The sequence below is a fragment of the Halomonas koreensis genome (genome assembly GCF_031451675.1).
GTDB classification, from domain to species: Bacteria; Pseudomonadota; Gammaproteobacteria; order Pseudomonadales; family Halomonadaceae; genus Halomonas; species Halomonas koreensis.
Genome location: NZ_JARWAK010000025.1, coordinates 1 through 21,329, shown reverse-complemented (window position 1 = coordinate 21,329; position 21,329 = coordinate 1). Strand labels below are relative to the sequence as shown.

Annotated in this window: 17 protein-coding genes; all 17 read left to right on the top strand. The window is 72.4% G+C overall.

The window, feature by feature from the left end; genetic code table 11:
- Positions 1–816 precede the first annotated feature (816 nt).
- Positions 817–1,335: a type VI secretion system contractile sheath small subunit gene (gene tssB, locus QC818_RS17955; RefSeq protein WP_309654243.1), complete on the top strand. Its 519-nt coding sequence runs from the start codon at positions 817–819 to the stop codon at positions 1,333–1,335.
- A 29-nt stretch (positions 1,336–1,364) separates the two neighbouring features.
- Positions 1,365–2,843: a type VI secretion system contractile sheath large subunit gene (gene tssC / locus QC818_RS17950; RefSeq protein ID WP_309654242.1), complete on the top strand. Its 1,479-nt coding sequence runs from the start codon at positions 1,365–1,367 to the stop codon at positions 2,841–2,843.
- A gap of 4 nt (positions 2,844–2,847) precedes the next feature.
- On the top strand, positions 2,848–3,282 hold the full coding sequence (gene tssE / locus QC818_RS17945; protein WP_309654241.1) for a type VI secretion system baseplate subunit TssE: 435 nt from the start codon (positions 2,848–2,850) through the stop codon (positions 3,280–3,282).
- A 7-nt stretch (positions 3,283–3,289) separates the two neighbouring features.
- Positions 3,290–5,053, top strand: a complete 1,764-nt coding sequence (gene tssF / locus QC818_RS17940; protein ID WP_309654240.1) for a type VI secretion system baseplate subunit TssF — start codon at positions 3,290–3,292, stop codon at positions 5,051–5,053.
- Entirely contained in the window at positions 5,017–6,036 is a 1,020-nt protein-coding gene (gene tssG / locus QC818_RS17935; RefSeq protein WP_309654239.1) for a type VI secretion system baseplate subunit TssG, read from the top strand. Before tssF ends, tssG begins: the two co-directional genes overlap by 37 nt.
- Positions 6,037–6,041: 5 nt before the next feature.
- Positions 6,042–7,361 carry a type VI secretion system-associated FHA domain protein TagH gene (gene tagH, locus QC818_RS17930; RefSeq protein WP_309654238.1) on the top strand — a complete coding sequence of 440 codons (1,320 nt, stop codon included), beginning with the start codon at positions 6,042–6,044 and terminating at the stop codon, positions 7,359–7,361.
- Positions 7,358–7,915 carry a type VI secretion system lipoprotein TssJ gene (gene tssJ / locus QC818_RS17925; protein ID WP_309654237.1) on the top strand — a complete coding sequence of 186 codons (558 nt, stop codon included), beginning with the start codon at positions 7,358–7,360 and terminating at the stop codon, positions 7,913–7,915. The genes tagH and tssJ overlap by 4 nt, the downstream gene beginning before the upstream one ends.
- Positions 7,915–9,249 carry a type VI secretion system baseplate subunit TssK gene (tssK, locus tag QC818_RS17920; RefSeq protein ID WP_309654236.1) on the top strand — a complete coding sequence of 445 codons (1,335 nt, stop codon included), beginning with the start codon at positions 7,915–7,917 and terminating at the stop codon, positions 9,247–9,249. The genes tssJ and tssK overlap by 1 nt, the downstream gene beginning before the upstream one ends.
- Before the next feature lie 3 nt (positions 9,250–9,252).
- Complete coding sequence (gene icmH / locus QC818_RS17915) at positions 9,253–10,065, top strand: type IVB secretion system protein IcmH/DotU (protein WP_309654235.1); 813 nt, start codon at positions 9,253–9,255, stop codon at positions 10,063–10,065.
- A 50-nt stretch (positions 10,066–10,115) separates the two neighbouring features.
- Positions 10,116–12,722, top strand: a complete 2,607-nt coding sequence (gene tssH / locus QC818_RS17910) for a type VI secretion system ATPase TssH (protein ID WP_309654234.1) — start codon at positions 10,116–10,118, stop codon at positions 12,720–12,722.
- Positions 12,723–12,738: 16 nt separating this feature from the next.
- The gene (locus QC818_RS17905; protein ID WP_309654233.1) at positions 12,739–14,313 is read left to right on the top strand and encodes a sigma-54 interaction domain-containing protein; all 1,575 of its coding nucleotides are present in this window, start codon (positions 12,739–12,741) and stop codon (positions 14,311–14,313) included.
- A complete protein-coding gene (vasI, locus tag QC818_RS17900) occupies positions 14,310–14,996 on the top strand; it encodes a type VI secretion system-associated protein VasI (RefSeq protein WP_309654232.1) in 687 nt (228 codons plus the stop codon). Before QC818_RS17905 ends, vasI begins: the two co-directional genes overlap by 4 nt.
- Before the next feature lie 11 nt (positions 14,997–15,007).
- Positions 15,008–16,462, top strand: coding sequence for a type VI secretion system protein TssA (tssA, locus tag QC818_RS17895; protein ID WP_309654231.1), 1,455 nt, complete (start codon positions 15,008–15,010; stop codon positions 16,460–16,462).
- Positions 16,463–16,493: 31 nt separating this feature from the next.
- Positions 16,494–20,147, top strand: coding sequence for a type VI secretion system membrane subunit TssM (gene tssM / locus QC818_RS17890; RefSeq protein WP_309654230.1), 3,654 nt, complete (start codon positions 16,494–16,496; stop codon positions 20,145–20,147).
- A complete protein-coding gene (locus QC818_RS17885; protein WP_309654229.1) occupies positions 20,131–20,745 on the top strand; it encodes a GNAT family N-acetyltransferase in 615 nt (204 codons plus the stop codon). Before tssM ends, QC818_RS17885 begins: the two co-directional genes overlap by 17 nt.
- Positions 20,746–20,776: 31 nt before the next feature.
- The gene (locus QC818_RS17880; protein WP_309654228.1) at positions 20,777–21,064 is read left to right on the top strand and encodes a type VI secretion system PAAR protein; all 288 of its coding nucleotides are present in this window, start codon (positions 20,777–20,779) and stop codon (positions 21,062–21,064) included.
- A gap of 1 nt (position 21,065) precedes the next feature.
- Positions 21,066–21,329, top strand: a 264-nt coding sequence (locus QC818_RS17875; protein WP_309654227.1) for a contractile injection system protein, VgrG/Pvc8 family, incomplete at its 3' end; no start/stop codon positions are given.

Below are 21,329 nucleotides of genomic sequence, written 5' to 3'. Positions count from 1 at the left end.
TATCCGACGCGAGGCGGTTCGATATCACCGCTCATCGCTTTCACTGTAAAAGTAGGCCCCTGTCGTTCTGCTCACGGTGGGTCGTATACCATCCTCCAAGCTCTGCGTGAGCCCAGCACTCCGTTCACTTCCCTTGGGTCGCGGTTTCCGCGCGGACTGCGGCGTGCCGCTTCCAGGCCGGGAGGGCGTCGTTTCCCGACTCCTGATATGTCTTGCCCAGCCATGGGGATCGGGATTATCGCCTTGTAATGACCCCCTGGTTTCTCCACTCCCTCTTCTCTTCGCACCCCGACTCCTCGGCTCGTCGCGTCGCGGAAGGCACCCCGACCCCACGATGACGATCCTGGGGGCAGGTCACTCATATGCCGTTTCGTGCACTTTTGGCACCTCGGTCACGGGGCGCGCGGCTACCCTGCCGGGAGTTGCCTGTGAGAATGCGTCCTATATAGAGAATGTCTAATGTACGTCATTCGAGTCGAGTGGCGTAAGACATCTCTTACATGCGGGGTGTGTGTTACAAGCCGATACACTCTTTCGCCATGTTTAGTGGGAGATCGTGCATGATGACACCTCGTTGTGTGATTCAAGGGAGAGGCCGACCTGGCACGCAGACGCGTGGGGCGGTGAGGGGGCACTCGACAGTCGCTTGAAGGGTGGTAGCCTCGCGGCCGAAATTTAAGCCTGTCGAACGGCAATGCTGTCGATCGACGGGCCGCGGTTCGTTCACTCACGTCCCGGCCGGCCGCCGTCGTCAGCGGGTGCCGTCGGGCCGGACACCTCCGCATCGAGTCGTCATTCGCAGGGAGAAGGTTCGCCATGTCCAAGGAAGGCTCCGTCGCGCCCAAAGAGCGCATCAATATCAAATACGTTCCCGCCACCGGGGATCAGCAGGCCGAGACCGAGCTGCCCCAGAAGCTGCTGGTGGTCGGCGACTTCAAGGGAGGGGCCGAGGAGGCGCCCATCGAGGAACGCGAAGCGGTCTCGGTGGACAAGAACAACTTCCAGTCCGTGATGCGCGAGGCCGGGCTCGGCCTGCAGACCAGCGTGCCGAACCGCCTCGAGGAAGGGGCCGAGGAAGACGGGCGCGAGCTGGCTGTGGAGCTGCAGTTCAATTCCCTGCAGGACTTCTCGCCGGACAGCGTGGCGCGCCAGGTGCCCGAGCTGCGCAAGCTCGTCGAGCTGCGCGAGGCCCTGGTGGCGCTCAAGGGGCCGCTCGGCAACGTGCCGGCCTTCCGCGAGCGTCTGCAGGCGCTGATCGAGAGCCCCGAGGCCCGGGATCAGCTGCTCAATGAGCTCGAACTGCTCGACGACGAGGCCCCCGCCGGGGATTCCTGATTTCCACGCACGGACGCGAGGCACCCATCATGACCGAATCCACTCAATCCCAGGCCCAGTCCGCCGAGAGCGCCGAGGATCTCTCCCTGCTCGATCAGGTGATGGCCCAGACCCGCATGGCCCCCGCCGACGAGGGCTACGACGTGGCCAAGCAGGGCGTGGCGGCCTTCATCGGCGAGCTGCTCAAGAGCGACGATGACCAGCAGGTCAACAAGTCGGTCGTCGATCGCATGATCGTCGAGCTGGACCGCAAGATCGGCCACCAGGTCGACGAGATCCTCCACGACCAGGGGTTCCAGCACCTGGAGTCGGCCTGGCGCGGCCTCAAGCTGCTGGTCGACCGCACCGACTTCCGCGAGAACATCAAGCTCAACGTGCTGCACGCCACCAAGGAAGAGCTGCTCGAGGACTTCGAGTTCGCCCCGGAGATCAGCCAGAGCGGGCTCTACCAGCACGTCTACGCCGCCGAGTACGGCCAGTTCGGCGGCGAGCCGGTGGCGGCGATGATCGGCCACTACGACTTCACGCCCGCGACGCCGGACATCAAGCTGCTGCAGTACACCGCCTCGGTAGGGGCCATGGCCCATGCGCCCTTCCTGTCCTCGGTGGCACCGAGCTTCTTCGGCATCGACAGCTTCGAGGAGCTGCCTAACATCAAGGACTTCAAGGCGATCTTCGAGGGGCCCAAGTACGCCCGCTGGCGCAGCCTGCGCGAGTCCGAGGATGCCCGTTACCTGGGGCTGACCGCGCCGCGCTTCCTGCTGCGCATGCCCTACGACCCGGTGGAGAATCCGGTCAAGTCGTTCCACTACGAGGAGTCGGTCAGCGAGAGCCACGAGCATTACCTGTGGGGCAACACCGCCTACCTGCTCGCCGAGCGCCTGAACGACAGCTTCGCCAAGTACCGCTGGTGCCCGAACATCATCGGCCCGCAGAGCGGCGGGGCGGTGGAGAACCTGCCGGTGCACACCTACGAGGCGCTGGGCCAGATCCAGAGCAAGATCCCCACCGAGGTGCTGATCACCGATCGCCGCGAGTTCGAGATGGCCGAGGAGGGCTTCATCTCGCTGACCATGCGCAAGGGCAGCGACAACGCCGCCTTCTTCTCCGCCAACTCGGTGCAGAAGCCCAAGACCTTCCCCAACACCCCCGAAGGGCGCGAGGCCGAGACCAACTACAAGCTCGGCACCCAGCTGCCCTACATGTTCATCGTCAATCGCCTGGCCCACTACATCAAGGTGCTGCAGCGCGAGCAGATCGGCTCCTGGAAGGAGCGCCAGGATCTCGAGCGCGAGCTCAACACCTGGATCCGCCAGTACGTCGCCGACCAGGAGAATCCGCCGGCCGACGTGCGCAGCCGCCGGCCGCTGCGCGCCGCCTCGGTGCAGGTCTCCGACGTCGAGGGCGACCCGGGCTGGTACCAGGTGTCGCTGGCGGTGCGCCCGCACTTCAAGTACATGGGTGCCAACTTCGAGCTCTCCCTGGTGGGACGCCTCGACAAGGACTGAGCCCATGACCGCCATCAGGGATCGCAGCGGGCCCCTCGGCGCCCGGCTGTTCGAGCGCCTGTCGGCCCCGGCACGGCCGCTGCCGGAAGGCGACGAGGCGATCGAGGCCACCCTGGCCTCCATCAAGCGCCACCTGGTCGACCTGCTCAACAGCCACCCGGGGCACAGCGAGTGTGCCCCGGCGCTGGGACTGCTCGACTTCAACGACGCCACCCTCGGGGTGCTGGACCTGGAACTCAAGGTCGAACGCGCCATCCGCGAGTGCATCGAGCGCTTCGAGCCGCGGGTGCGTCGCGTCCAGGTCGAGACCCTGCCCAACGAGGGCACGCCGCTGCAGCTGCGTTTCCAGGTCCAGGCCACCCTGGACATGGGGCGCGACTCGACCCAGACGACCATCGATCTGCTGCTCAACGACAAGCGCTACCAGTGCCTGAACTGAGGCCGACATGCTGAACCGCTACTACCGGGACGAACTGGACTTCCTGAAGCGTCAGGGCCGGGAATTCGCCGAGGGCAATCCCGGCCTGAGCCGCTTCTTGTCCGAGCAGAGCACCGACCCCGACGTCGAGCGCCTGCTCGAGGGGTTCGCCTTCCTGTCCGGGCGGTTGCGCGAGAAGGTCGACGACGAGTTCCCCGAGCTGACCCATTCGCTGATCGGCATGCTGTGGCCCAACTACCTGCGCCCGGTGCCGAGCATGACGGTGGTGCAGTTCACCCCGCACTGGCACGGGCTGAGCGGGGCCCAGACGGTGCCCCGCGGCACCACCCTGGCCAGCCGCGAGGTGGAGGGCACCGCCTGCGGCTTCCGCACCTGCCATGCGCTGACGGTCTACCCGCTGGCCCACGACGGGGTCGCCGCGCGCCACTCCCGGGAGGCCTCGGTGGTCGAGCTGGACCTGGCGGTGCACAGCGACCAGCCCCTGGACGCCCTGGGCGTGGGCGACCTGCGCCTGCACCTGGGCGGCAGCGGCTACACGGCCCGCACCCTCTACCTGTGGCTGAGCCACTACCTGGCCGGCCTCGAGCTGGAGGTCGACGGCCAGCGGCAGGCGCTGCCCACGGGGCTGCTGGCGCCGGTGGGCTTCGCCGCCGAGGACGCGCTGCTGCCGTACCCGCGCAACGTCTATCAGGGCTATCGCATCCTGCAGGAATACCTGTGCTTCCCCGAGGCCTTCCAGTTCGTCGACCTGCAGCGCCTGGGCGGTTACCTGCCGGCGCGCCCGGCCGAGCGGATCACGCTGCGCTTCACCTTCTCGCGGACCCTGCCGGCGGACGCCCGGGTGGGCGACGAGAGCCTGGCGCTGTACTGCACCCCGGCGATCAACCTCTTCGCCCATGACGCCGATCCGGTGGACCTCAGCGGCGAGCGCAGCGAGTACCGCATCCGGCCGAGCAGCCGCCATCCGGCCCATTACGAGGTGTTCAGCGTCGATGACGTGGAGGGCTGGCTGGAGAGCGAGACCGGCCGCATCCGCGGCGAGCCGCGCCGCTATGTGCCCTTCGAGAGCTTCGAGCACCAGATCGAGCGCGACCGCGGCCGCCAGGCCCGCTACTACCGGGTGCGGGTCCGCGACAGCCTGCGCGGCGACGGCTTCGATCACGACATCGCCTTCGTGCGCGGCGACGAGCAGGCCTGCCTGGGGCTGCGCGAGACCATCTCTCTGCGCCTGACCTGCTCCAACCGCGAGCTGCCCGAGCGGCTCACGGTGGGCGACATCTGCGTGCCCACCGAGGACAGCCCGGCCTTCGCCGAGTTTCGCAACATCACCCGGCCGACCCCGGCCATGCGGCCGACCCTGGACGGCAGCCTGTTGTGGACGCTGATCTCCAACCTGTCGCTGAACTACCTGTCGCTGCTCGATCGCGACGCCCTGTGCTCGGTGCTGCGGGTCTACGACTTCCGCGCCCTGGTCGACCGCCAGGCCGAGCGCATCGCCCGCAAGCGCCTGGCCGGGATCGTCGACATCCAGACCCAGCCGGTGGATCGGCTGTATCGCGGCCTGCCGGTGCGCGGCCTGCGCTCCGAGATGACCCTGGATCAGGAGGCCTTCGACGACGAGGGCAGCCTGTTCCTGTTCGCCAGCGTGCTGGCCCGGTTCTTCTCGCTGTACGCCAGCATCAACTCCTTTCACGAGCTGCACGTCACCAACCTCCACAACCGCGAGCGCTACGCATGGACCTTGCAGTCGGGCCAGCAGCCCCTGATGTAGCGCTCGCGCCCCTGGTCGACGGGGCCCGGCGCTACGACTTCTACCAGCTGGTGGAGCTGCTCCACCGGCACCACGGCGACGACCTGGAGGGCGACCGCGAGGCCGACCCGGCCGCCGAGCGCGTGCGCTTCCAGGCCTCGGCGTCGCTGGGCTTCCCGGGCAGCGACATCGTCGCCCTGGAGCCCCGCGAGGCGGCGCGCTACGACCTGCGGGTCAGCTTCCTGGGCCTGCAGGGCGCCCAGTCGCCGCTGCCGGGCTACTACCTGGAGGCCATGGCGCACGCCGAGGCCCATGGCGAGGGCGCGGCCGGCGACTTCCTGGACCTCTTCAACCACCGGGTGCTGTCGCTGCTGCACCGCGGCTGGCGCAAGTATCGCCACCACGTGCGCTACCAGGACGGCGCCGCCGACGGCTTCTCGTCGGCGATCTTCGCCCTGGTGGGACTGGCCGACGAGCGACTGCGCGGCGAGACGCCGATCAACTGGAGCAAGATGCTGGCCTACGCCGGCCTGCTGGCCGGTCGCTCGCGCTCGCCGGACGTGGTGGCGGGCATCGTCGGCCATTGCTTCGACCTGGACGGGGTGGAGGTCGAGTCCTGGGTGCATCGGCGGGTCGAGATCCCGGCCGATCAGCGCAGCCGCACCGGCCTGGGCGCCTCCACCCTGGGCCAGGACATGATCGCCGGCAGTCGGGTCGACGACATCCGCGGCAAGTTCGCGCTCTGCCTGCGCGGCCTGACGCTGGCCCGCTTCCGGGACTTCCTGCCCGACGGGCGCGACCACCAGGCGCTGCGCACCCTGATGGAGTTCGTGCTGCGCGAGCCCCTGGCCTACGACCTGGAGCTCGAGCTGCTGGAGCGCGAGGTGCGCCCCATGTGCCTGGGCGAGGGAGGCAGCTGCCAGCTGGGCTGGACCACCTTCGTCCAGCCCGAGGCCGAGGCGGTCCCCCGGCGGCGCCGGGTCCGCATTCAGATGACACGGTGAATCCCATGAACGCGACGCTACCCCAGCAGGCCATCACCCTGGTGGTCACCAACAGCGAACGGCTCGAGGGCCGCTCCACCAGCAGCCACGTCTTCCCGGCGGAGGGCGGCACCCTGGGCAGCGCGGCGGCCGACGACTGGCTGCTGCAGGATCACGCCGGCCGGATACGCCCCGGCCATGCCGAGATCCGGCGCCTCGACGGGCGCTTCTGCCTGGTCGATCGCAGCGGCCAGACCTTCGTCAACCACGCGACCCTGCCCATCGGCCGCGAGCGGCGGGTCGCGCTGCGCGACGGCGACGAGCTGCGGGTGGGCGACTATCACCTGCGGGTGCACCTGGGCGATCGCCAGGCCGATGCGGCCGGCGTGCAGCCGCTGGCGACCCTGGTCGACGAGGAGCACGACGCCCTGGAAGACGCCGAGGCGCCGTTGACCAGCGCGGCGGCCCCGCCGCCGCGGCACGACCCTCTGGAGGCCCTGGGCGAGGCGTCGCCGGCCCGGCGCCACCAGGATCCCATGGCCGCGCTCGCCGACGAGCCCGGCGCCGGCCCGGACGATGACCACGAACTGCTCGAAGCCCTGGACGGGCAGGCCGCGACGGCCGGCGCGCCGGCGGCGCCGAGGAACCGACGCTACGAGGAACCCGACATGGATGAACGCTTGTTGAACGATCTGGAACGCTCGGTCGGCGAGCAGCTCGAGGAGCGCTGGCAGGAGCCGGCGCCGGGGGAGGGCGGCCACATCGGCGCCTCGCCGCTGCTGCAGACCCTCGGCGGCGAGCTGCGCTTCCGCGACAGCGCCGAGCAGCATGCCTTCCTCGAGGAGGCGGGCCGCACCCTCAAGGCCGCCGTCGAGGGCCTGCTGATGCTCCATCAGGCCCATGACGGCAGCCGCTATCCGCTGCGCGACCGCCGCCTGCAGCCCATCGAGGACAACCCGCTGCGCCTCGGCCAGTCCTATGAGCAGACCCTGACCACCCTGTTCGCCGCCCAGCGCAGCCCGGTGCACCTGTCCGCGCCGGCGGCGGTGGCGGAATGCCTCGAGCACCAGCGGCAGCACCAGGCGGCGGTGGAGGAGGCCATCGGCACGGCCCTCAAGTCGATCCTCGACGCCTTCTCGCCGGATGCGCTGCTCAAGCGCTTCCACGCCTACCGGGGCGCCGGCCGCCCGGGCGAGGACGAGGGCGGCTGGGCCTGGGAGATGTATCGCCACTACTACCAGGAGCTCAACTCCGGCCGCCAGCAGGGCTTCGAGAAGCTGTTCTGGGAGGTCTTCGAGCAGGCCTACGATCAGTCGGTGCGCCGCCAGCAGCGGGAGGGCGCATGAGCCCCCGACGGGCCGGGCTCGCCACGGCGATGTGGCGCCTGGCGCTCGGCGGCGCCCTGGTGCTGGCGCTGGCCGGCTGCGCCTCGACCTTCGAGGCCGCCGGCAAGACCTACGAGGTGCTCAAGGATCCCTCGATCCCGGTGGGCTACCCCGAGGATCGCCCGTCGCGGGTCGACCTGAGCATGCTGGCCGCCGCGGGCATCAATCCCAACGCCGAGGGGGAGGGCACGCCCGTGCGCTTCCAGATCCTGCAGCTCAAGGACGACTCCATGCTGATGGCGGCCGACCACCGCCAGCTGCAGGAGGACCTCGAGGAGGCGCTGGGCACCAACTACCTGGCGCATGACGACTTCACCCTGCTGCCGGGGCAGTTCAAGTTCTACGAGCCCTTCGAGGTCGAGGAGGACACCCGCTACATCGGCATCATCGCCTTCTACGCCGAGCCCAACCGGGCGCAGTGGAAGAAGGTCGTGGAGGTCGACGCCCGCGGGCGCGACTACCACCTGCTGGTGCATTTGCTGACGCGCGAGGCCGCGCTGAGGAAGGAGACCTGATGGCCAGTCGCAACCCCGTGGTCTGGAGCGAGGGGCTGTTCATCAAGCCCCAGCATTTCCAGCAGCAGCAACGCAGCCTGGAGGGCCTGGTCGACACCCGCCTGCGCGGCGTGGGCGGCCACCTGCATGGCTTCCTGACGCTGGCGCTCAATACCGAGTACCTGAGCTTCGGGCGCATCGCCCTGAGCGAGGCCAGCGGCGTGCTGCCCGACGGCACCCCCTTCCGCCTGCCCGACGACGACCTGGAGCCCCCGGCGTTGGAGATCGACGACGCCTCGGTGGCCAACCAGGTGGTCTACCTGGGCGTGCCCCTGGCCACCGACGGCGTGGCCGAGGTGAGCTGGGAGGCCTCGTCGCTGGCCTCGCGCTACCGCGCCACCCAGCGCGGGGTGCGCGACCTGCACTCGCGGGTCGGCGACCTGGCGGACCTCGACCTGGCCCGGGTGGCGCCGCGGCTGCTGCTGGAGAACGAGGACCGCAGCGCCTACGCCTGCCTGGCGGTGGCACGCATCCTCGAGCGCCGTCCCGACGGCAGCCTGGTGCTGGACGAGGGCTTCCTGCCGACCCTGCTCAACGTCCAGGCGGCGCCGGTGCTGCAGCGCTTCGTCGGCGAGATGGCCGGCCTGATGCGCGAGCGGGCCCGCAACCTCGCCCAGCGTCTGGCCACCCCCGACCAGTCGGGCGTCGCCGATGTCGCCGACTTCATGCTGCTGCAGGCGCTCAACCGGGCCCAGCCGCGCTTCCAGCACCTGGCGCGGCTCGGCCACCTGCATCCCGAGCGGCTCTACGCCAGCATGCTCGAGACCTGCTGCGAGCTGACCACCTTCACCGCCGAGTCGCGGCTGCCGCCGGAATTCCCGGCCTATGACCACGACCACCCCGAGGCCGCCTTCCGGCCGCTGATGCAGAGCCTGCGCCAGTCGCTGTCCACGGTGCTCGAGCCCCGGGCGATGGCCATCCAGCTGCAGTCGCGGCGCTACGGGCTCAAGGTGGCCACCCTGGCCGACCGCAGCCTGCTCGACGACGCCGACTTCATCCTGGCGGTGCGCGCCGACCTGCCGCCGGAGCGCCTGCGCAAGCTGTTCGTGCAGCAGACCAAGGTGGCCAGCGTCGAGCGCATCCGCGATCTCATCAGCCTCCAGCTGCCGGGGATCCCGCTCGAGCCCCTGCCGGTGGTGCCGCGCCAGCTGCCCTTCCACGCCGGCTACAGCTACTTCCGCCTCGATCGCCACAGCGAGGCCTGGAGCATGCTGCAGGGGGCCAGCGGCTTCGCCTTCCACGTCGCCGGCGACTTCCCGGGGCTGGAAATGCAGTTCTGGGCGATCAGGAGCTAAGCCATGAACCAACTCGCCACGCGCGACGAGGCCCGTCGCCACGAGGACAGCATCGATGTCCAGGGCCTGGAGCGGCTGATCCACAGCCACGCCGACCACCTGGACGCCGACCAGGACTACTGGTTCCGCCTGCGCGGCCACAGCCTCAATCCGCTGGTCGACGCCGCCGGCTCGCTGCTGGGCATGGTGGTGCGGGTCCGCCAGCTCGACGGCCTGGACGACATCGACCGCCTCTATCGCCAGGTGGTCGACGAGATCGCCGCCATCGAGGTCGAGCTCACCGAACAGGGCTACGACCGGCCGACCCTGCTGGCCTACCGCTACGTGCTGTGCTCGTTCATCGACGAGGCGGTGATGGGCACCGACTGGGGCCAGCAGAGCCAGTGGGCCGGGCACTCGCTGCTGACGCGCTTCCACAACGAGACCTGGGGCGGCGAGAAGGTCTTCTCGATCCTCGCCCGGCTGCGCCAGGAGCCGCGCCGCTACCGCGACCTGCTGGGCTTCATCTACCTCTGCCTGTGCCTGGGCTTCGAGGGGCGCTACAAGGTCATGCCCCAGGGCCGGGAGGAGTACGAGCAGGTGCTGCGCGAGCTGGGCGACCAGCTGGCGGCCCTCGACGAGCCCGGCGAGGACGGCCTGACCCGGCCCCTGGACAACGTGCTCACCGCCGCGCGCCGCCAGGGCGACGGCCTGCCGCTGTGGGGCATCTTCGCGCTCTTCGCCCTGGCCATGGCCGGGGTCTATGCCGGCTTCTCGTGGTCGCTGGGCGAGCAGGCCGACCAGGTCGGCCTGCTGCTGGAACGCATCATCGACTAGCCGCCGGGCGGCTCGGACAACCGCTTGTTGAAGACATTTAGGGAGAGACCATGCTCAGGGTAGAGCTACCGGCACTGATCGGCCGACTCAACGCCATCGCCCGTCAGGGGCTGGAGGGGGCCGCGACGCTGTGCGCCGAGCAGCAGGCCCCGGAGGTGGGGGTGTCCCACCTGCTGCTGGCCTTCCTCGACCAGCCGCTGTGCGACCTTCGGGTGCTGCTCGACGCCGAGGACATCGAGCCGGAGGCGCTGCGCCGCGCGCTCACCGAGGACGCCCGGCCGCCCCGCGACCTGGAGGTGGCCACGCCGAGCTTCTCGCCGTTGCTGGTCGAGCTGCTGCAGGACGCCTGGCTGCTGGCCAGCACCGAGCTCGAGCATCGCGAGCTGCGCAGCGGGGTGATCTTCGCCGCCCTGCTGCACCATGCAGGCCGCTACCTGGGGCCGCGCGGCGAGCGGCTGCTGGCCGGGATCAACCGCGAGCGGCTGCGCCGCGACTTCCCCCGCTTGACCCGCGACTCCGCCGAGGCCGCTTCGCCCGAGGACGCCCGGCCGAGCCCCGCCCGGGGCGCGGGCGGCGAGGACAGCGCGCTTTCGCGCTTCGCCACCTCGCTGACCGAGCAGGCCCGCCGTGGCGAGCTCGACCCGGTGCTGTGCCGCGACCCCGAGATCGACCAGATGCTCGACATCCTCGGCCGCCGCCGCAAGAACAACCCCATCGTGGTGGGCGACGCCGGGGTCGGCAAGAGCGCCGTGGTCGAGGGCCTCGCCGCGCGCATCGTCGAGGGCCGGGTGCCCGCGGCGCTGGCCGGGGTGGAGCTGGTGGCGCTGGATCTCGGCGCCCTGCAGGCCGGGGCCTCGGTGAAGGGCGAGTTCGAGAAGCGCCTCAAGGCGGTGATCGAGGAGGTCAAGGAGGCCGCCGTCCCGACGCTGCTGTTCATCGACGAGGCCCACACCCTGATCGGCGCCGGCAACCCGGAAGGCGGCGCCGACGCCGCCAACCTGCTCAAGCCGGCCCTGGCCCGGGGCGAGCTGCGCACCATCGCCGCCACCACCTGGCGCGAGTACAAGAAGCACATCGAGAAGGACCCGGCGCTGTCGCGGCGCTTCCAGCCGGTGGCCCTGGGCGAGCCGGACGTCGAGCAGGCGCTGGTCATCCTGCGCGGCCTGCGCGACGTCTATGAATCGACCCACGGGGTGCTGATCGGCGACAGCGGCCTGCGCGCTGCCGCCGAGCTCTCGGCCCGCTACCTGGCCGGTCGCCAGCTGCCGGACAAGGCCATCGACGTGCTCGACACCGCCGGCACCCGCCTGGCCCAGGCGCTGGACACGCCGCCGCGGCGGCTCAGCCACCTGAGGAGCGAGCGGCTGGCCGCCCGGCGCGAGCACGACCAGCTCGAGCGCGAGGCGCTGCTGGGACGGACCCCCGACGCCGCCCATCGCGACGCCCTGGCCGAGCGCCTGGCCCGGCTGGACGAGGAGGGCGAGACCCTGGAGGCCGCCTGGCGGGAGCAGCGCGAGGTGGTCGACGCCATCCTGGCCCTGCACCGCGAGCTGCTCGACGGCGAGGACGGCGACGCGGCCGCCCGTGCCCGGCAGGGCGAGGCGCTGGCCGAGCACGAGGCGCGCCTCGCCGAGCTCCAGCGCGAGTTCGCCCTGGTCAACGCCAGCGTCGAGGAGGCCCAGGTCGCCGAGGTCATCGGCGACTGGACCGGCATCCCCGTGGAGCGCATGACCCGCGACGAGCTGACCCGGCTCACCGAGCTGCCGGAGGCGCTGGGGCGGCTGATCAAGGGCCAGGCCCCGGCCATCGAGCGCCTGCACCGCCACCTGCTCACCGCCCGGGCCGACCTGCGTCGCCCCGGCCGCCCCCTGGGCGCCTTCCTGCTGGCCGGTCCCAGCGGGGTCGGCAAGACCGAGACCGTGGTGCAGATCGCCGAGAGCCTCTACGGCGGCCGCCAGTTCCTGACCACCATCAACATGTCCGAGTATCAGGAGAAGCACACCGTCTCGCGGCTGATCGGCTCGCCCCCCGGCTACGTGGGCTTCGGCGAGGGCGGCCTGCTCACCGAGGCCATCCGCCAGCGGCCCTACTCGGTGGTGCTGCTCGACGAGGTGGAGAAGGCGCACCCGGACGTGCTCAACCTCTTCTACCAGGCCTTCGACAAGGGCGAGCTGGCGGACGGCGAGGGGCGCAGCATCGATTGTCGCAACGTGCTGTTCTTCATGACCTCCAACCTCGGCTTCGAAGCCATCGTGCGCCACGCCGACGATCGCGAGGCGCTGGACGCGGCGCTCTACCCGGTGCTGGCCGACTTCTTCAAGCCGGCGCTGCTGGCGCGCATGGAGGTGGTGCCCTACTTCCCGCTGTCCCGGGAGATCCTCGAGGAGATCGTCGCCGCCAAGCTGGAGACGCTGGCCGAGCGCATCCGCGCGCGCCATCGCCAGGCCGAGGTGGTGCTGGACCCGGCGCTGGCGACGGCCATCTGCGATCGCGCCACCCGCAGCGAGAACGGGGCGCGCATGCTCGAGTCGGTGATCGACGGCGAGCTGCTGCCGCCGGTGTCCCGAGCCCTGCTCGAGCGCCTGGCGCGCCGCGAGCCGGTCACCCGGGTCGCCTTGGGGGTTGACGCCCAGGGCTTCACCGCGGAGGTGGCATGACGTGAGGGACCCGGGCGTGCACGACAGGGGCGAAGCGGCGAGGGCGCTGGCCGGCATGGCCGAGGCGCTGCGGCTGGTCGAGGGCCGCTCGCCCGCCGAGCTGCGTCGGCGCGCCCTCGCGCTGCTGCGCGAGGGCCTGGCCCTGCCATGGGGGCGCTGCCTGGCGCTGGACGCCAGCGGGCGCTGGCTGGCCGAGGACGCCGACCAGGCGCGGCTGGCCTGCGACGACTTCCGCCACCCCTATGCCCATGCCATCCGCCGCGGCGAGCCGCTGAGCCTCGCCCTCGGCGAGGCCCGCTCGCGCCTGGACCACGAGGCCTTCCAGGCCTCGATCGCCGGCCTGGCGCACGACTGGCGGCTGGTGGTCCGCCCGCTGCGCGCCCGGGACGGCCGCCGCGAGTGGCTGGGCGTGCTGGCCCTGGCCGGCCCCGCCGAGCGCCTCGAGGCGCTGGCCGAGCGCGACGACTACCGCGCCTTCGAGGCGCTGCTCTGCCATCTCTGGGCCTGGCTGGCCCGCCAGCACGACGAGCGCCGCGACCAGGCGCGACTGCGCGATTCCCTGGCCGAGCTCAACGACGGCGCGCGGCGGCGGACCCTCAGCGAGCGCCTGGGCCGCGAGATCCTCGGCGCCTCGCCGGCCATCCGCGCCCTGCGCGACCAGCTGGCGCGGGTCGCCGAGACCCACCTCGCCGTGCTGCTGCAGGGCGAGACCGGCACCGGCAAGGAGCTGGTGGCCCGCGGCATCCACGGCGTCTCGCCCCGGGCCGAGGGCCCCTTCATGGCGATCAACTGCGCGGCGATCCCCGAGAGCCTGCTCGAGGCCGAGCTGTTCGGCCACGTGCGCGGCGCCTTCTCCGGGGCCGAGCGCAGCCGCGAGGGGCTGCTCGGCCAGGCCGACGGCGGCACCCTCTTCCTCGACGAGATCGGCGACATGCCCCTGGCGCTGCAGGCCAAGCTGCTGCGGGTGCTGGAGTCCGGCCGCTACCGGCCGCTGGGCGGCAACGAGGAGCGCCGGGTCGACCTGCGCCTGGTGGCGGCCACCCACCAGCCGCTGCATCGGCGCATCCGTGAGGGCGCCTTCCGGGCCGACCTCTACTACCGGCTCGGCCAGTTCCCGCTGACGCTGCCCGCCCTGCGCGAGCGCCGCGAGGACATCCCCGCCCTGGCCGAGGCCTTCATCGCCGACTTCTGCCGCCGCGAGGGGCGCGGGGACATCGGCCTCGGCCGGGCGGCCCTGCGGGTGCTGGCCGCGCGGGACTTTCCCGGCAACGTGCGCGAGCTGCGCAACCTCATCGACTACGCCTGCGCCATGACCCCCGAGGGCGAGGACATCCAGCCCGAGGCGCTGCCGCCCGAGGCCGCCGGCGGCGGGGCAGAGGACCTGCCGGCCGGGGAAGAGCAGGCGCCGCGCCGGCCGGGCCCCGAGGAGGTCGTCGACCTGCGCCGCGCGCTGCGCGACTACGAGGCCACGCTGATCCAACAGCGCCTGGCCCGCTACGACGGAAATCGCACCCTGGCGGCCGAGAGCCTGGGCCTGCCCAAGCGGACCCTGGCCCACAAGTGCCGACAGCTGCAACTGGATAGCCCATGAACGCGATCGATGCTCACCGCGCCCCCGGGCGCGAGGCCGGGCGGCCCGCCCGCCGCTGGCCGGGGGCCCTGCTGGTGGCCCTGGGCCTGGCGGCCGGCCTGCCCACCGCCCAGGCCCAGGACACGCGCCTGCAGGCGGCCGAGGCCTGTGCCGACAAGCCGTCCCGGCTGGGGCGCCTGGAATGTTACGACGGCCTGTTCCGTGACCGGGACGCGGCGGCCGGCGGCGAGGGCGCGCGCTCGCCGCTGTGGCAGGCCGTGGCCGCCCAGGAGGCCGGGCGCCCCGAGGCGGCCTTCGGCCTGCGGGTGCGCGAGACGGCGGACACCGTGCTGATGAGCGTGCCGGCGCTGGGCACGGTGCCGCCGCGCCCGCTGCTGGTGATCAGCTGCGACGCCGCCATCACCCGCTTCCAGCTCCACCTCAGCGAGCCCCTGGCGGCGCCGCGGGCGCCGCTGCGGCTGCACGGCGACGGCGTCGCCCTGGACCAGACCTGGCGGGTGCTGGACGACGGCCACGTGGTCAGCGGCGGCCGGGGTCTGCCGGCCATCGGCACCCTGAAACGGTTGCTGGGCAGCGAGCGGCTGCGCCTGTCCAGCGAGCGGCCGGCCCTGGACGGGCTGCGTTTCGACCTGCACGGGCTGCGCGAGGCGATCCGCCCCCTGCGCCGCATGTGCCGCTGGTAGCGAGGAGCGAGATGCGAATCACCCGGGATACCCAGCTCGAGCCGTTGCTCGCCCCCCTGGCGGAGGGCGTCGGCCAGCCGGTGGCGGAGACCGAGGACTACGCCTGGCTCGACGAGGAGATGATGAAGGTCGGCTCGCTGCAGCACGGCGCGGTCGACTGGGCCGGCGCCGAGGCCCGCGCCGCGCGGCTGCTCGCCGAGACCGGCAAGGACCTCAAGGTGCTCGGCCACCTGCTGCACTGCCTGCAGCAGGGCGGCGACCCGGCGCGGTTCGCGCTGTCGCTGACGCTGCTGGCCGGCGCCCTGGAGCGCTGGTGGGAGACCGCCCACCCCTTCGCCGGGCCGCGCGGCCGGCGGGCCCGGCCGAAGCTGTTCCAGCAGTTCGGCCAGCGGGCGCTGACGCTGGCCGGCGCCCTGGACTTCCAGGGCGCCGCCGAGGCGCACGCCGCCTGCCGCCGGGAACTGGCGACCCTGCGCGACCGGGCCGCCGAGCGCGAGCTGGCCGACGACGCCCTGGCGGAGCTGGCCCGCCTGCTCGAGCAGGCCACGCCGTCGGCCCCGGCGACGCCGGCCCGCGCCGAGGCGACCGCCTCGGCCAACGCCGGCGGCACGCCCGGCCAGGACGCGCCCGCCGGCGAGGCCGAGGCGGCCGCGCCCCGGGCGCCGGAGGCGCGACTCGAGGCCGGCAACGAGCGCGGCAACCGCCAGGCATTGCTCAAGATGGCCGACTTCCTCAACGAGCAGTCGCCGGGGGAGGCGCTGGGCTACCGGCTGCGGCGCCATGCGGTCTGGCATGCCATCCAGGGCCTGCCGATGACCCGCGACGGCCAGCGCACCGAGCTGGCGCCGGTCTCCGCCGACCGGGCCGCGGAGTATCGCGAGGCCGCGGCGGGTCGGCCGGACGCCGAGGACTGGCGGCGCATCGAGAACAGCCTGGCGCTCGCCCCCTATTGGCTGGAGGGGCACCGGCTGAGCGCCGAGATCGCCCGGCGGCTCGAGCAGCCGCGCTGCGCCGAGGCGATCCGCGACGAGGCCGCCCGCTTCGTGGCGCGCCTGCCGGGGCTCGAGACGCTGACCTTCAGCGACGGCACCCCCTTCCTCGATGCCGAGACCCGGGCCTGGCTGGAGGACTCGCCGGGCCTCGGCGCGCCGGCGGCGGCCATGGGCGGCGGCGACCCCTGGCAGGCCGGCCTGGAGACCGCCCGGGAGCGCCTGGCCGAGGAGGGGCTGGCGCCGGCGCTGGCGGTGCTCGACGAAGGGCTGGCGGCGGCGGCCTCGCCCCGCGAGGCGGTCTACTGGCGCCTGGCCAGCGCCGACCTGCTGCGCGAGGCCGGGCTCGCCGCCCTGGCCCGGCAGCACTATCAGGCATTGCACGACGCCGTGGCGGAGCTCGAGCTGGAACGCTGGGAGCCGGCCCTGCCGGCCCGGCTGACGGCGGCGCTCGAGGCGAGCGACGCGGCGCGATGACGGAATCGACAGGGACGAGGGAGCAAGGCTCATGTGGAGAGCAGTGAAGGCCGGCCTGGAGCGCTGGATGCCGGGGATGTCCCAGGCGCAGAGCCAGGCCAACCAGGCCCGCGGGCACGCCAACAAGGCCAAGGGGCTGAAGCGCCTGGGCGCCTGGCTGTGGTGGTTGCTGGTGGTCGCCCTGCTGGTGGCGATCTGGTGGCTGGGCCCGCAGTGGCAGGCCTTCGGCGGCCGGCCGCTGGGGCCCTGGGTCAACCGCCTGCTGGCCAGCCTGGCGCTGGCCGGGGTGGTGGCGGTGGTCTGGGGCGTGCGCCTGGCGCGGCGCCTGCGCGCGCTGAACGAGGAGCGCCGCCACGAGGAGCAGCGCCAACTCGACCCGGTGCTCGGCCAGGTCGAGCGCCAGGAGGAGCGCCTGGACGCCACCCTGCGCGAGCTCACCGACAGCCTGGGCGGCGGCGCCAGCGCCCGCTACAGGCTGCCCTGGTACCTGGTGATGGGCGTCGAGAACGCCGGCAAGACCAGCCTGATCAATCGTTCGGGCCAGGACTTCGCCCTGACCCATGTGATGAAGGCCTCCGGCCAGGGCAAGGGCGGCCGGCTGGGATTCGACTGGTGGATCGGCGACAAGGCGGTGCTGATCGATCCCGACGGCGAGCTGCTGACCCAGGGCGCGCTGCAGGGCGGCGAGCCGGCCGAGCTCGAGAGCCGCCTGTGGGACCACTTCGTCGACTGGCTGGAACGCCATCGGTCGCGCCGGCCCCTGGACGGCGTGGTGCTGGTGCTCGACCTGGCGCGGCTCAGCGACGCCCAGGTGGCGGTGCGCAAGGCCTACGCCTCGCTGCTGCGCGCCCGGCTGCGCGAGCTGATGGAGCGCCACGGCAGCCGGCTGCCGGTCTACGTCACCTTCAGCAAGATGGACCTGCTGCACGGCTTCGACGACTTCTTCCGCCACTATTCCCGCGCCGCCCGGCGGGCGCCGCTGGGCTTCACCTTCTCGGCGGCCTCCCTCGACAAGCCCGGGCGCTGGGAGGAGGAGTTCGCCGAGGGCTACGACGCGATGCTCGAGCGACTCAACCAGACCCTGCCGACCCTGCTGGCCGAGTGCCGCGACCGCGAGGAGCGCGAGGCGGTGTTCCGCTTCGTGCGCCAGCTGGCCGGGCTGCGCGACGTGCTGCTGGGCTTTCTCGGCGAGGCGCTCTCCAGCGACCGCTTCTCCACCGCGGCCCTGGTGCGCGGCACCTACTTCACCTCGGTCTACCAGCAGGGCGTGCCCGAGGATCCCTTCGTCGATGCCGCGGCGCGGCGCTACGGCATGACCGACGGCGTCCAGCCGGCCCACCGGGCGGCCCGCTCGGCGCTCTACTTCACCGAGGAGCTGTTCGAGCGGATCATCTACCCCGAGTCCGGATTGGCCGGCGACAACGCCCGGGCCGCCCGCCGCCGGCGCCGGCTGCGCCGGGGCAGCGCCCTGGCCTGCCTGTTCGTCGGCGCGGCGCTGGTCGGCGGCTGGTACCACTTCTACGAGAAGAACGCCCGGGCCCTGGCCGCGGTGGAGGACAAGGCCGAGGCCTTCCTCGCCGTCCGGCCCGGGGACTGGGAGCGTGACGATCCCACCGGCTACTCGCTGCTCGAGCCCCTGGACCGCCTGCTCGGCGCCACTCAGGAGTTCGGCGACTATCGCTCGCGGCCCTGGCTGCTGGCCGACATGGGGCTCTACCAGGGGCATGCCCTGGGCGTCGAGGTCGACCATGCCTACCTGCGGCTGCTCGAGGAGCAGTTCCTGCCGGCGCTGATGGTCGGCATCATGGACGACATGAACCGGGCCGAGCCGGGCAGCAACCGCAAGCTGGCGCTGCTGCGCATCCTGCGCATGATGGCCGACGCCAGCGGCCGCCAGCCCGAGCGCGTCCACGACTTCATGGAAGATCGCTGGCAGGAGGCCTTCCCCGGCCGCGGCGACGTCCAGCGGCGCCTGCTCGGCCACCTCGACTATGCCCTGGCCTACACCGACCTGGCCGGCCACGCCGAGGCCGGCGAGCCGGGCGCCCGCCAGGCCATGGCACCGCTCGCCGGCAGCATCGAAACCGCCCAGCGCGAGCTCGCCCGCCAGCCCATGCACGAGCGGGTCTATGCCTCGCTCAAGGCCGGCCTGGCCCGGCGCAGCGCCGCGTCGCTGGACCTGCGCTCGAGCGTCGGCCCGGCCTTCAGCCTGGTGTTCATGGCCCGCCACGACGATCCCCAGCGGGTGCGCATTCCCGCCCTGCTGACCCGCGACGGCTTCGAGGGCTACTTCCTCGACAAGCTGGATCAGGCCACCGAGCTGGCGCTGATCGACACCTGGGTGCTCGGCCAGCGCGACGACATCGACTTCAGCGAGGCCGACCGCCGCCGCCTGCAGGACGCCCTGCGCGAGCGCTACATCAGCGACTACCACGTCACCTGGCGCGAGGCGCTGGCCGACATTCGCCTGGTGCCGCTGCCCGATCTCCACCAGGCGGTGGTGGTCGCCGACGGCCTGCTCGGCGCCAGCCGTCCGCTGGACCGGCTGCTCGGCGAGGTCAGCGAGCAGACAAGGCTCTACCCGGAGCTGCCGGCGGACGACGAGGCCGCCCGCCAGGCCCTGCAGCAGTCGCCCCGCTACCGGCTGGCCAGCGAGATCGCGCGCCACTTCGCCCCGCTCAACGAGCTCACCGAGGCCCGCGGCGACAATCCCTCCAACCTCGACGAGATCAAGGGCGCCATCGCCGAGCTGCGCGACTACCTGCGCCAGGTGGACGAGGCCGGCGACCGCGGCCGGCGCGCCTTCCTGCTGGCCCGCGACCGCCTCTCCCTGCAGGGCGAGGATCCCATCGCCCGCCTGCAGCGCATCGCCGAGGACACCCCGGCGCCGGTGGGCGGCATGCTCGAGAGCCTGGCCGACCAGAGCTGGCAGCTGCTGATGGCCAGCGCGGTGCGCCACCTGGAGCGCCAGTGGCTGGACGAGGTCGTGGTGCCCTTCCAGCAGCGCCTGGCCGGCCGCTACCCGCTGGCGCCCCAGGCCTCCCGGGAGGTGGCGCTGGCCGACTTCGAGGCCTTCTTCGCCCCGGACGGCATCCTCGACGCCTTCTACCAGCGCAACCTCAAGCCCTTCATCGAGGGCGCGCCGGAGGCCCTGCGCACCGCCGAGGGCGACTCGCTGCTGCGCCAGGGCGTGCTCGAGGCCGTGCGGCGCGCCGAGCGCATCCGCGAGGCCTACCTCAACCGCGACGGCGTGCTCGACGTGGCCTTCAGCCTGGAGCCGCTGAGCCTCAGCGCCGACAAGCGCCGCGGGGTGATCAGCGTCGACGGCCAGCTGATCGACTATGCCCACGGCGCCAGCCGCCGGGTGCCGATGATCTGGCCCAACGGCCTGCGCGACAGCAACCAGAGCCGGGTCACTCTGGTGCCCAGCGAGGTCAACCGCTCGCCGCGCACCCTGCGCCGCGACGGCCCCTGGGCCTGGTTCCGCCTGCTCGACGAGGCCCAGCTGACCGGGGCCGGCGAGCGCGAGCTGGAGCTCAGCTTCCAGGTCGACGGCGGCAGCATGCGCTACCGCCTGATCGCCGACGGGCCCCGCAACCCCTTCACCCGGCCGCTGGTGGCGGGCTTCCGCCTGCCCACGGCCCTCTATGCCGAAGGAGAGCGTGACGATGCTGACGACGCTTAAACGCTGGCTGGGGGCGGCGCCGGCCGAGCCCGACGGGGCCGCCGCCGGCGAGCCCGCCACGCAGGAGGCGCCGCCGGGGCTGGTCGAGGCCGGGGCGGAGGATATCCCGCTGCTGCTCGAGGCCGCCCGGCGCGCCGAGGGGGAGGGGCTCTCCCCCTGGGTGCTGCGCGACGAGCGCCGCCTCGAGACCCTGCGCCGCTCGCTGGAGTTCGTGGTCCATCGCGGACTCTGGCTGCAGCGCGAGGCCGGCGGGGTGGCCCACTGGCAGGGCCGCCTGCTGGCCCTGCGCCACGGCGACGGGCCGGTGCTCGGCATGCTGCTGGTGTGTCGGCGCGACGCCGAGGCCGCCTGGCAGCTGCGCTTCTTCTTCATCGCCCCGGAGTGGCAGGGCCGCGGCCACGGGGCCCGCCTGCTGCGGGCCGCCCGCCGCGAGCTGCGTGGCACGCCGCTGCAGGCGCGGCTGCCGCTGGCCGGCGCCGCCCCGGCCAGCCTGGAGGCGGCGGGCTTCAAGCGCATGCACGTGGACGCCGGCGGCGTGGCCAGCTTCGAGGCCCCGGCGCAGTGGAACGATCAACGCGAACGCACGAGCGGCGCCTGAGCGGCGGCGCGCATCGGCAGGAGGACGACGCATGGGACGCAAGTTCGTATTGCTGGGGGATCTCGGCACCGACCACGAGGGCTTTCCCCCCACGCCGGTGACCGCCGGCAGCCCGACGACGATGATCGACGGCAAGCCGGTGGCCCGCCAGGGCGACCCCCTGGCGCCCCACGCCAAGCCGGATCACGGCCCCCACCCGCGGGCCATCGCCGGCGGCTCGGGCAGCATCCTGGTCGACGGCAAGCCGGTGGCGCTCACCGGGCATGCCGTGGACTGCGGCGGCGTGGTGATCGGCACCGCTAGCGGGGAGGGCAGCTGACATGGCCGACCAGACCGGACTGCAGTTCACCCTGAGCCTGACGGGGGCCGAGGACGCCGACCTGGCGGTGATCGACTTCACCCATGAAGAGGCGCTGTCGGCGCCCTTCCACCTGCGGGTGCGCTTCGCCAGCCGCGCCGGTGACCTCGCGCCGGCGGCGCTGCTCGACCGCCCGGCGAGCCTCACCGTCTGGCAGGACGGCGTGGCCCAGCGCCGGGTCCACGGCATCGTCGCCGAGTTCGGCCGCGGCGACCGCGGCCATCGC

Bases quoted from the DNA above. Each gene is read 5' to 3' on its own strand.
- tssB (WP_309654243.1), top strand. From the start codon at position 817: ATGTCCAAGGAAGGCTCCGTCGCGCCCAAAGAGCGCATCAATATCAAA.
- tssC (WP_309654242.1), top strand. From the start codon at position 1,365: ATGACCGAATCCACTCAATCCCAGGCCCAGTCCGCCGAGAGCGCCGAG.
- tssE (WP_309654241.1), top strand. From the start codon at position 2,848: ATGACCGCCATCAGGGATCGCAGCGGGCCCCTCGGCGCCCGGCTGTTC.
- tssF (WP_309654240.1), top strand. From the start codon at position 3,290: ATGCTGAACCGCTACTACCGGGACGAACTGGACTTCCTGAAGCGTCAG.
- tssG (WP_309654239.1), top strand. From the start codon at position 5,017: ATGGACCTTGCAGTCGGGCCAGCAGCCCCTGATGTAGCGCTCGCGCCC.
- tagH (WP_309654238.1), top strand. From the start codon at position 6,042: ATGAACGCGACGCTACCCCAGCAGGCCATCACCCTGGTGGTCACCAAC.
- tssJ (WP_309654237.1), top strand. From the start codon at position 7,358: ATGAGCCCCCGACGGGCCGGGCTCGCCACGGCGATGTGGCGCCTGGCG.
- tssK (WP_309654236.1), top strand. From the start codon at position 7,915: ATGGCCAGTCGCAACCCCGTGGTCTGGAGCGAGGGGCTGTTCATCAAG.
- icmH (WP_309654235.1), top strand. From the start codon at position 9,253: ATGAACCAACTCGCCACGCGCGACGAGGCCCGTCGCCACGAGGACAGC.
- tssH (WP_309654234.1), top strand. From the start codon at position 10,116: ATGCTCAGGGTAGAGCTACCGGCACTGATCGGCCGACTCAACGCCATC.
- vasI (WP_309654232.1), top strand. From the start codon at position 14,310: ATGAACGCGATCGATGCTCACCGCGCCCCCGGGCGCGAGGCCGGGCGG.
- tssA (WP_309654231.1), top strand. From the start codon at position 15,008: ATGCGAATCACCCGGGATACCCAGCTCGAGCCGTTGCTCGCCCCCCTG.
- tssM (WP_309654230.1), top strand. From the start codon at position 16,494: ATGTGGAGAGCAGTGAAGGCCGGCCTGGAGCGCTGGATGCCGGGGATG.
- QC818_RS17885 (WP_309654229.1), top strand. From the start codon at position 20,131: ATGCTGACGACGCTTAAACGCTGGCTGGGGGCGGCGCCGGCCGAGCCC.
- QC818_RS17880 (WP_309654228.1), top strand. From the start codon at position 20,777: ATGGGACGCAAGTTCGTATTGCTGGGGGATCTCGGCACCGACCACGAG.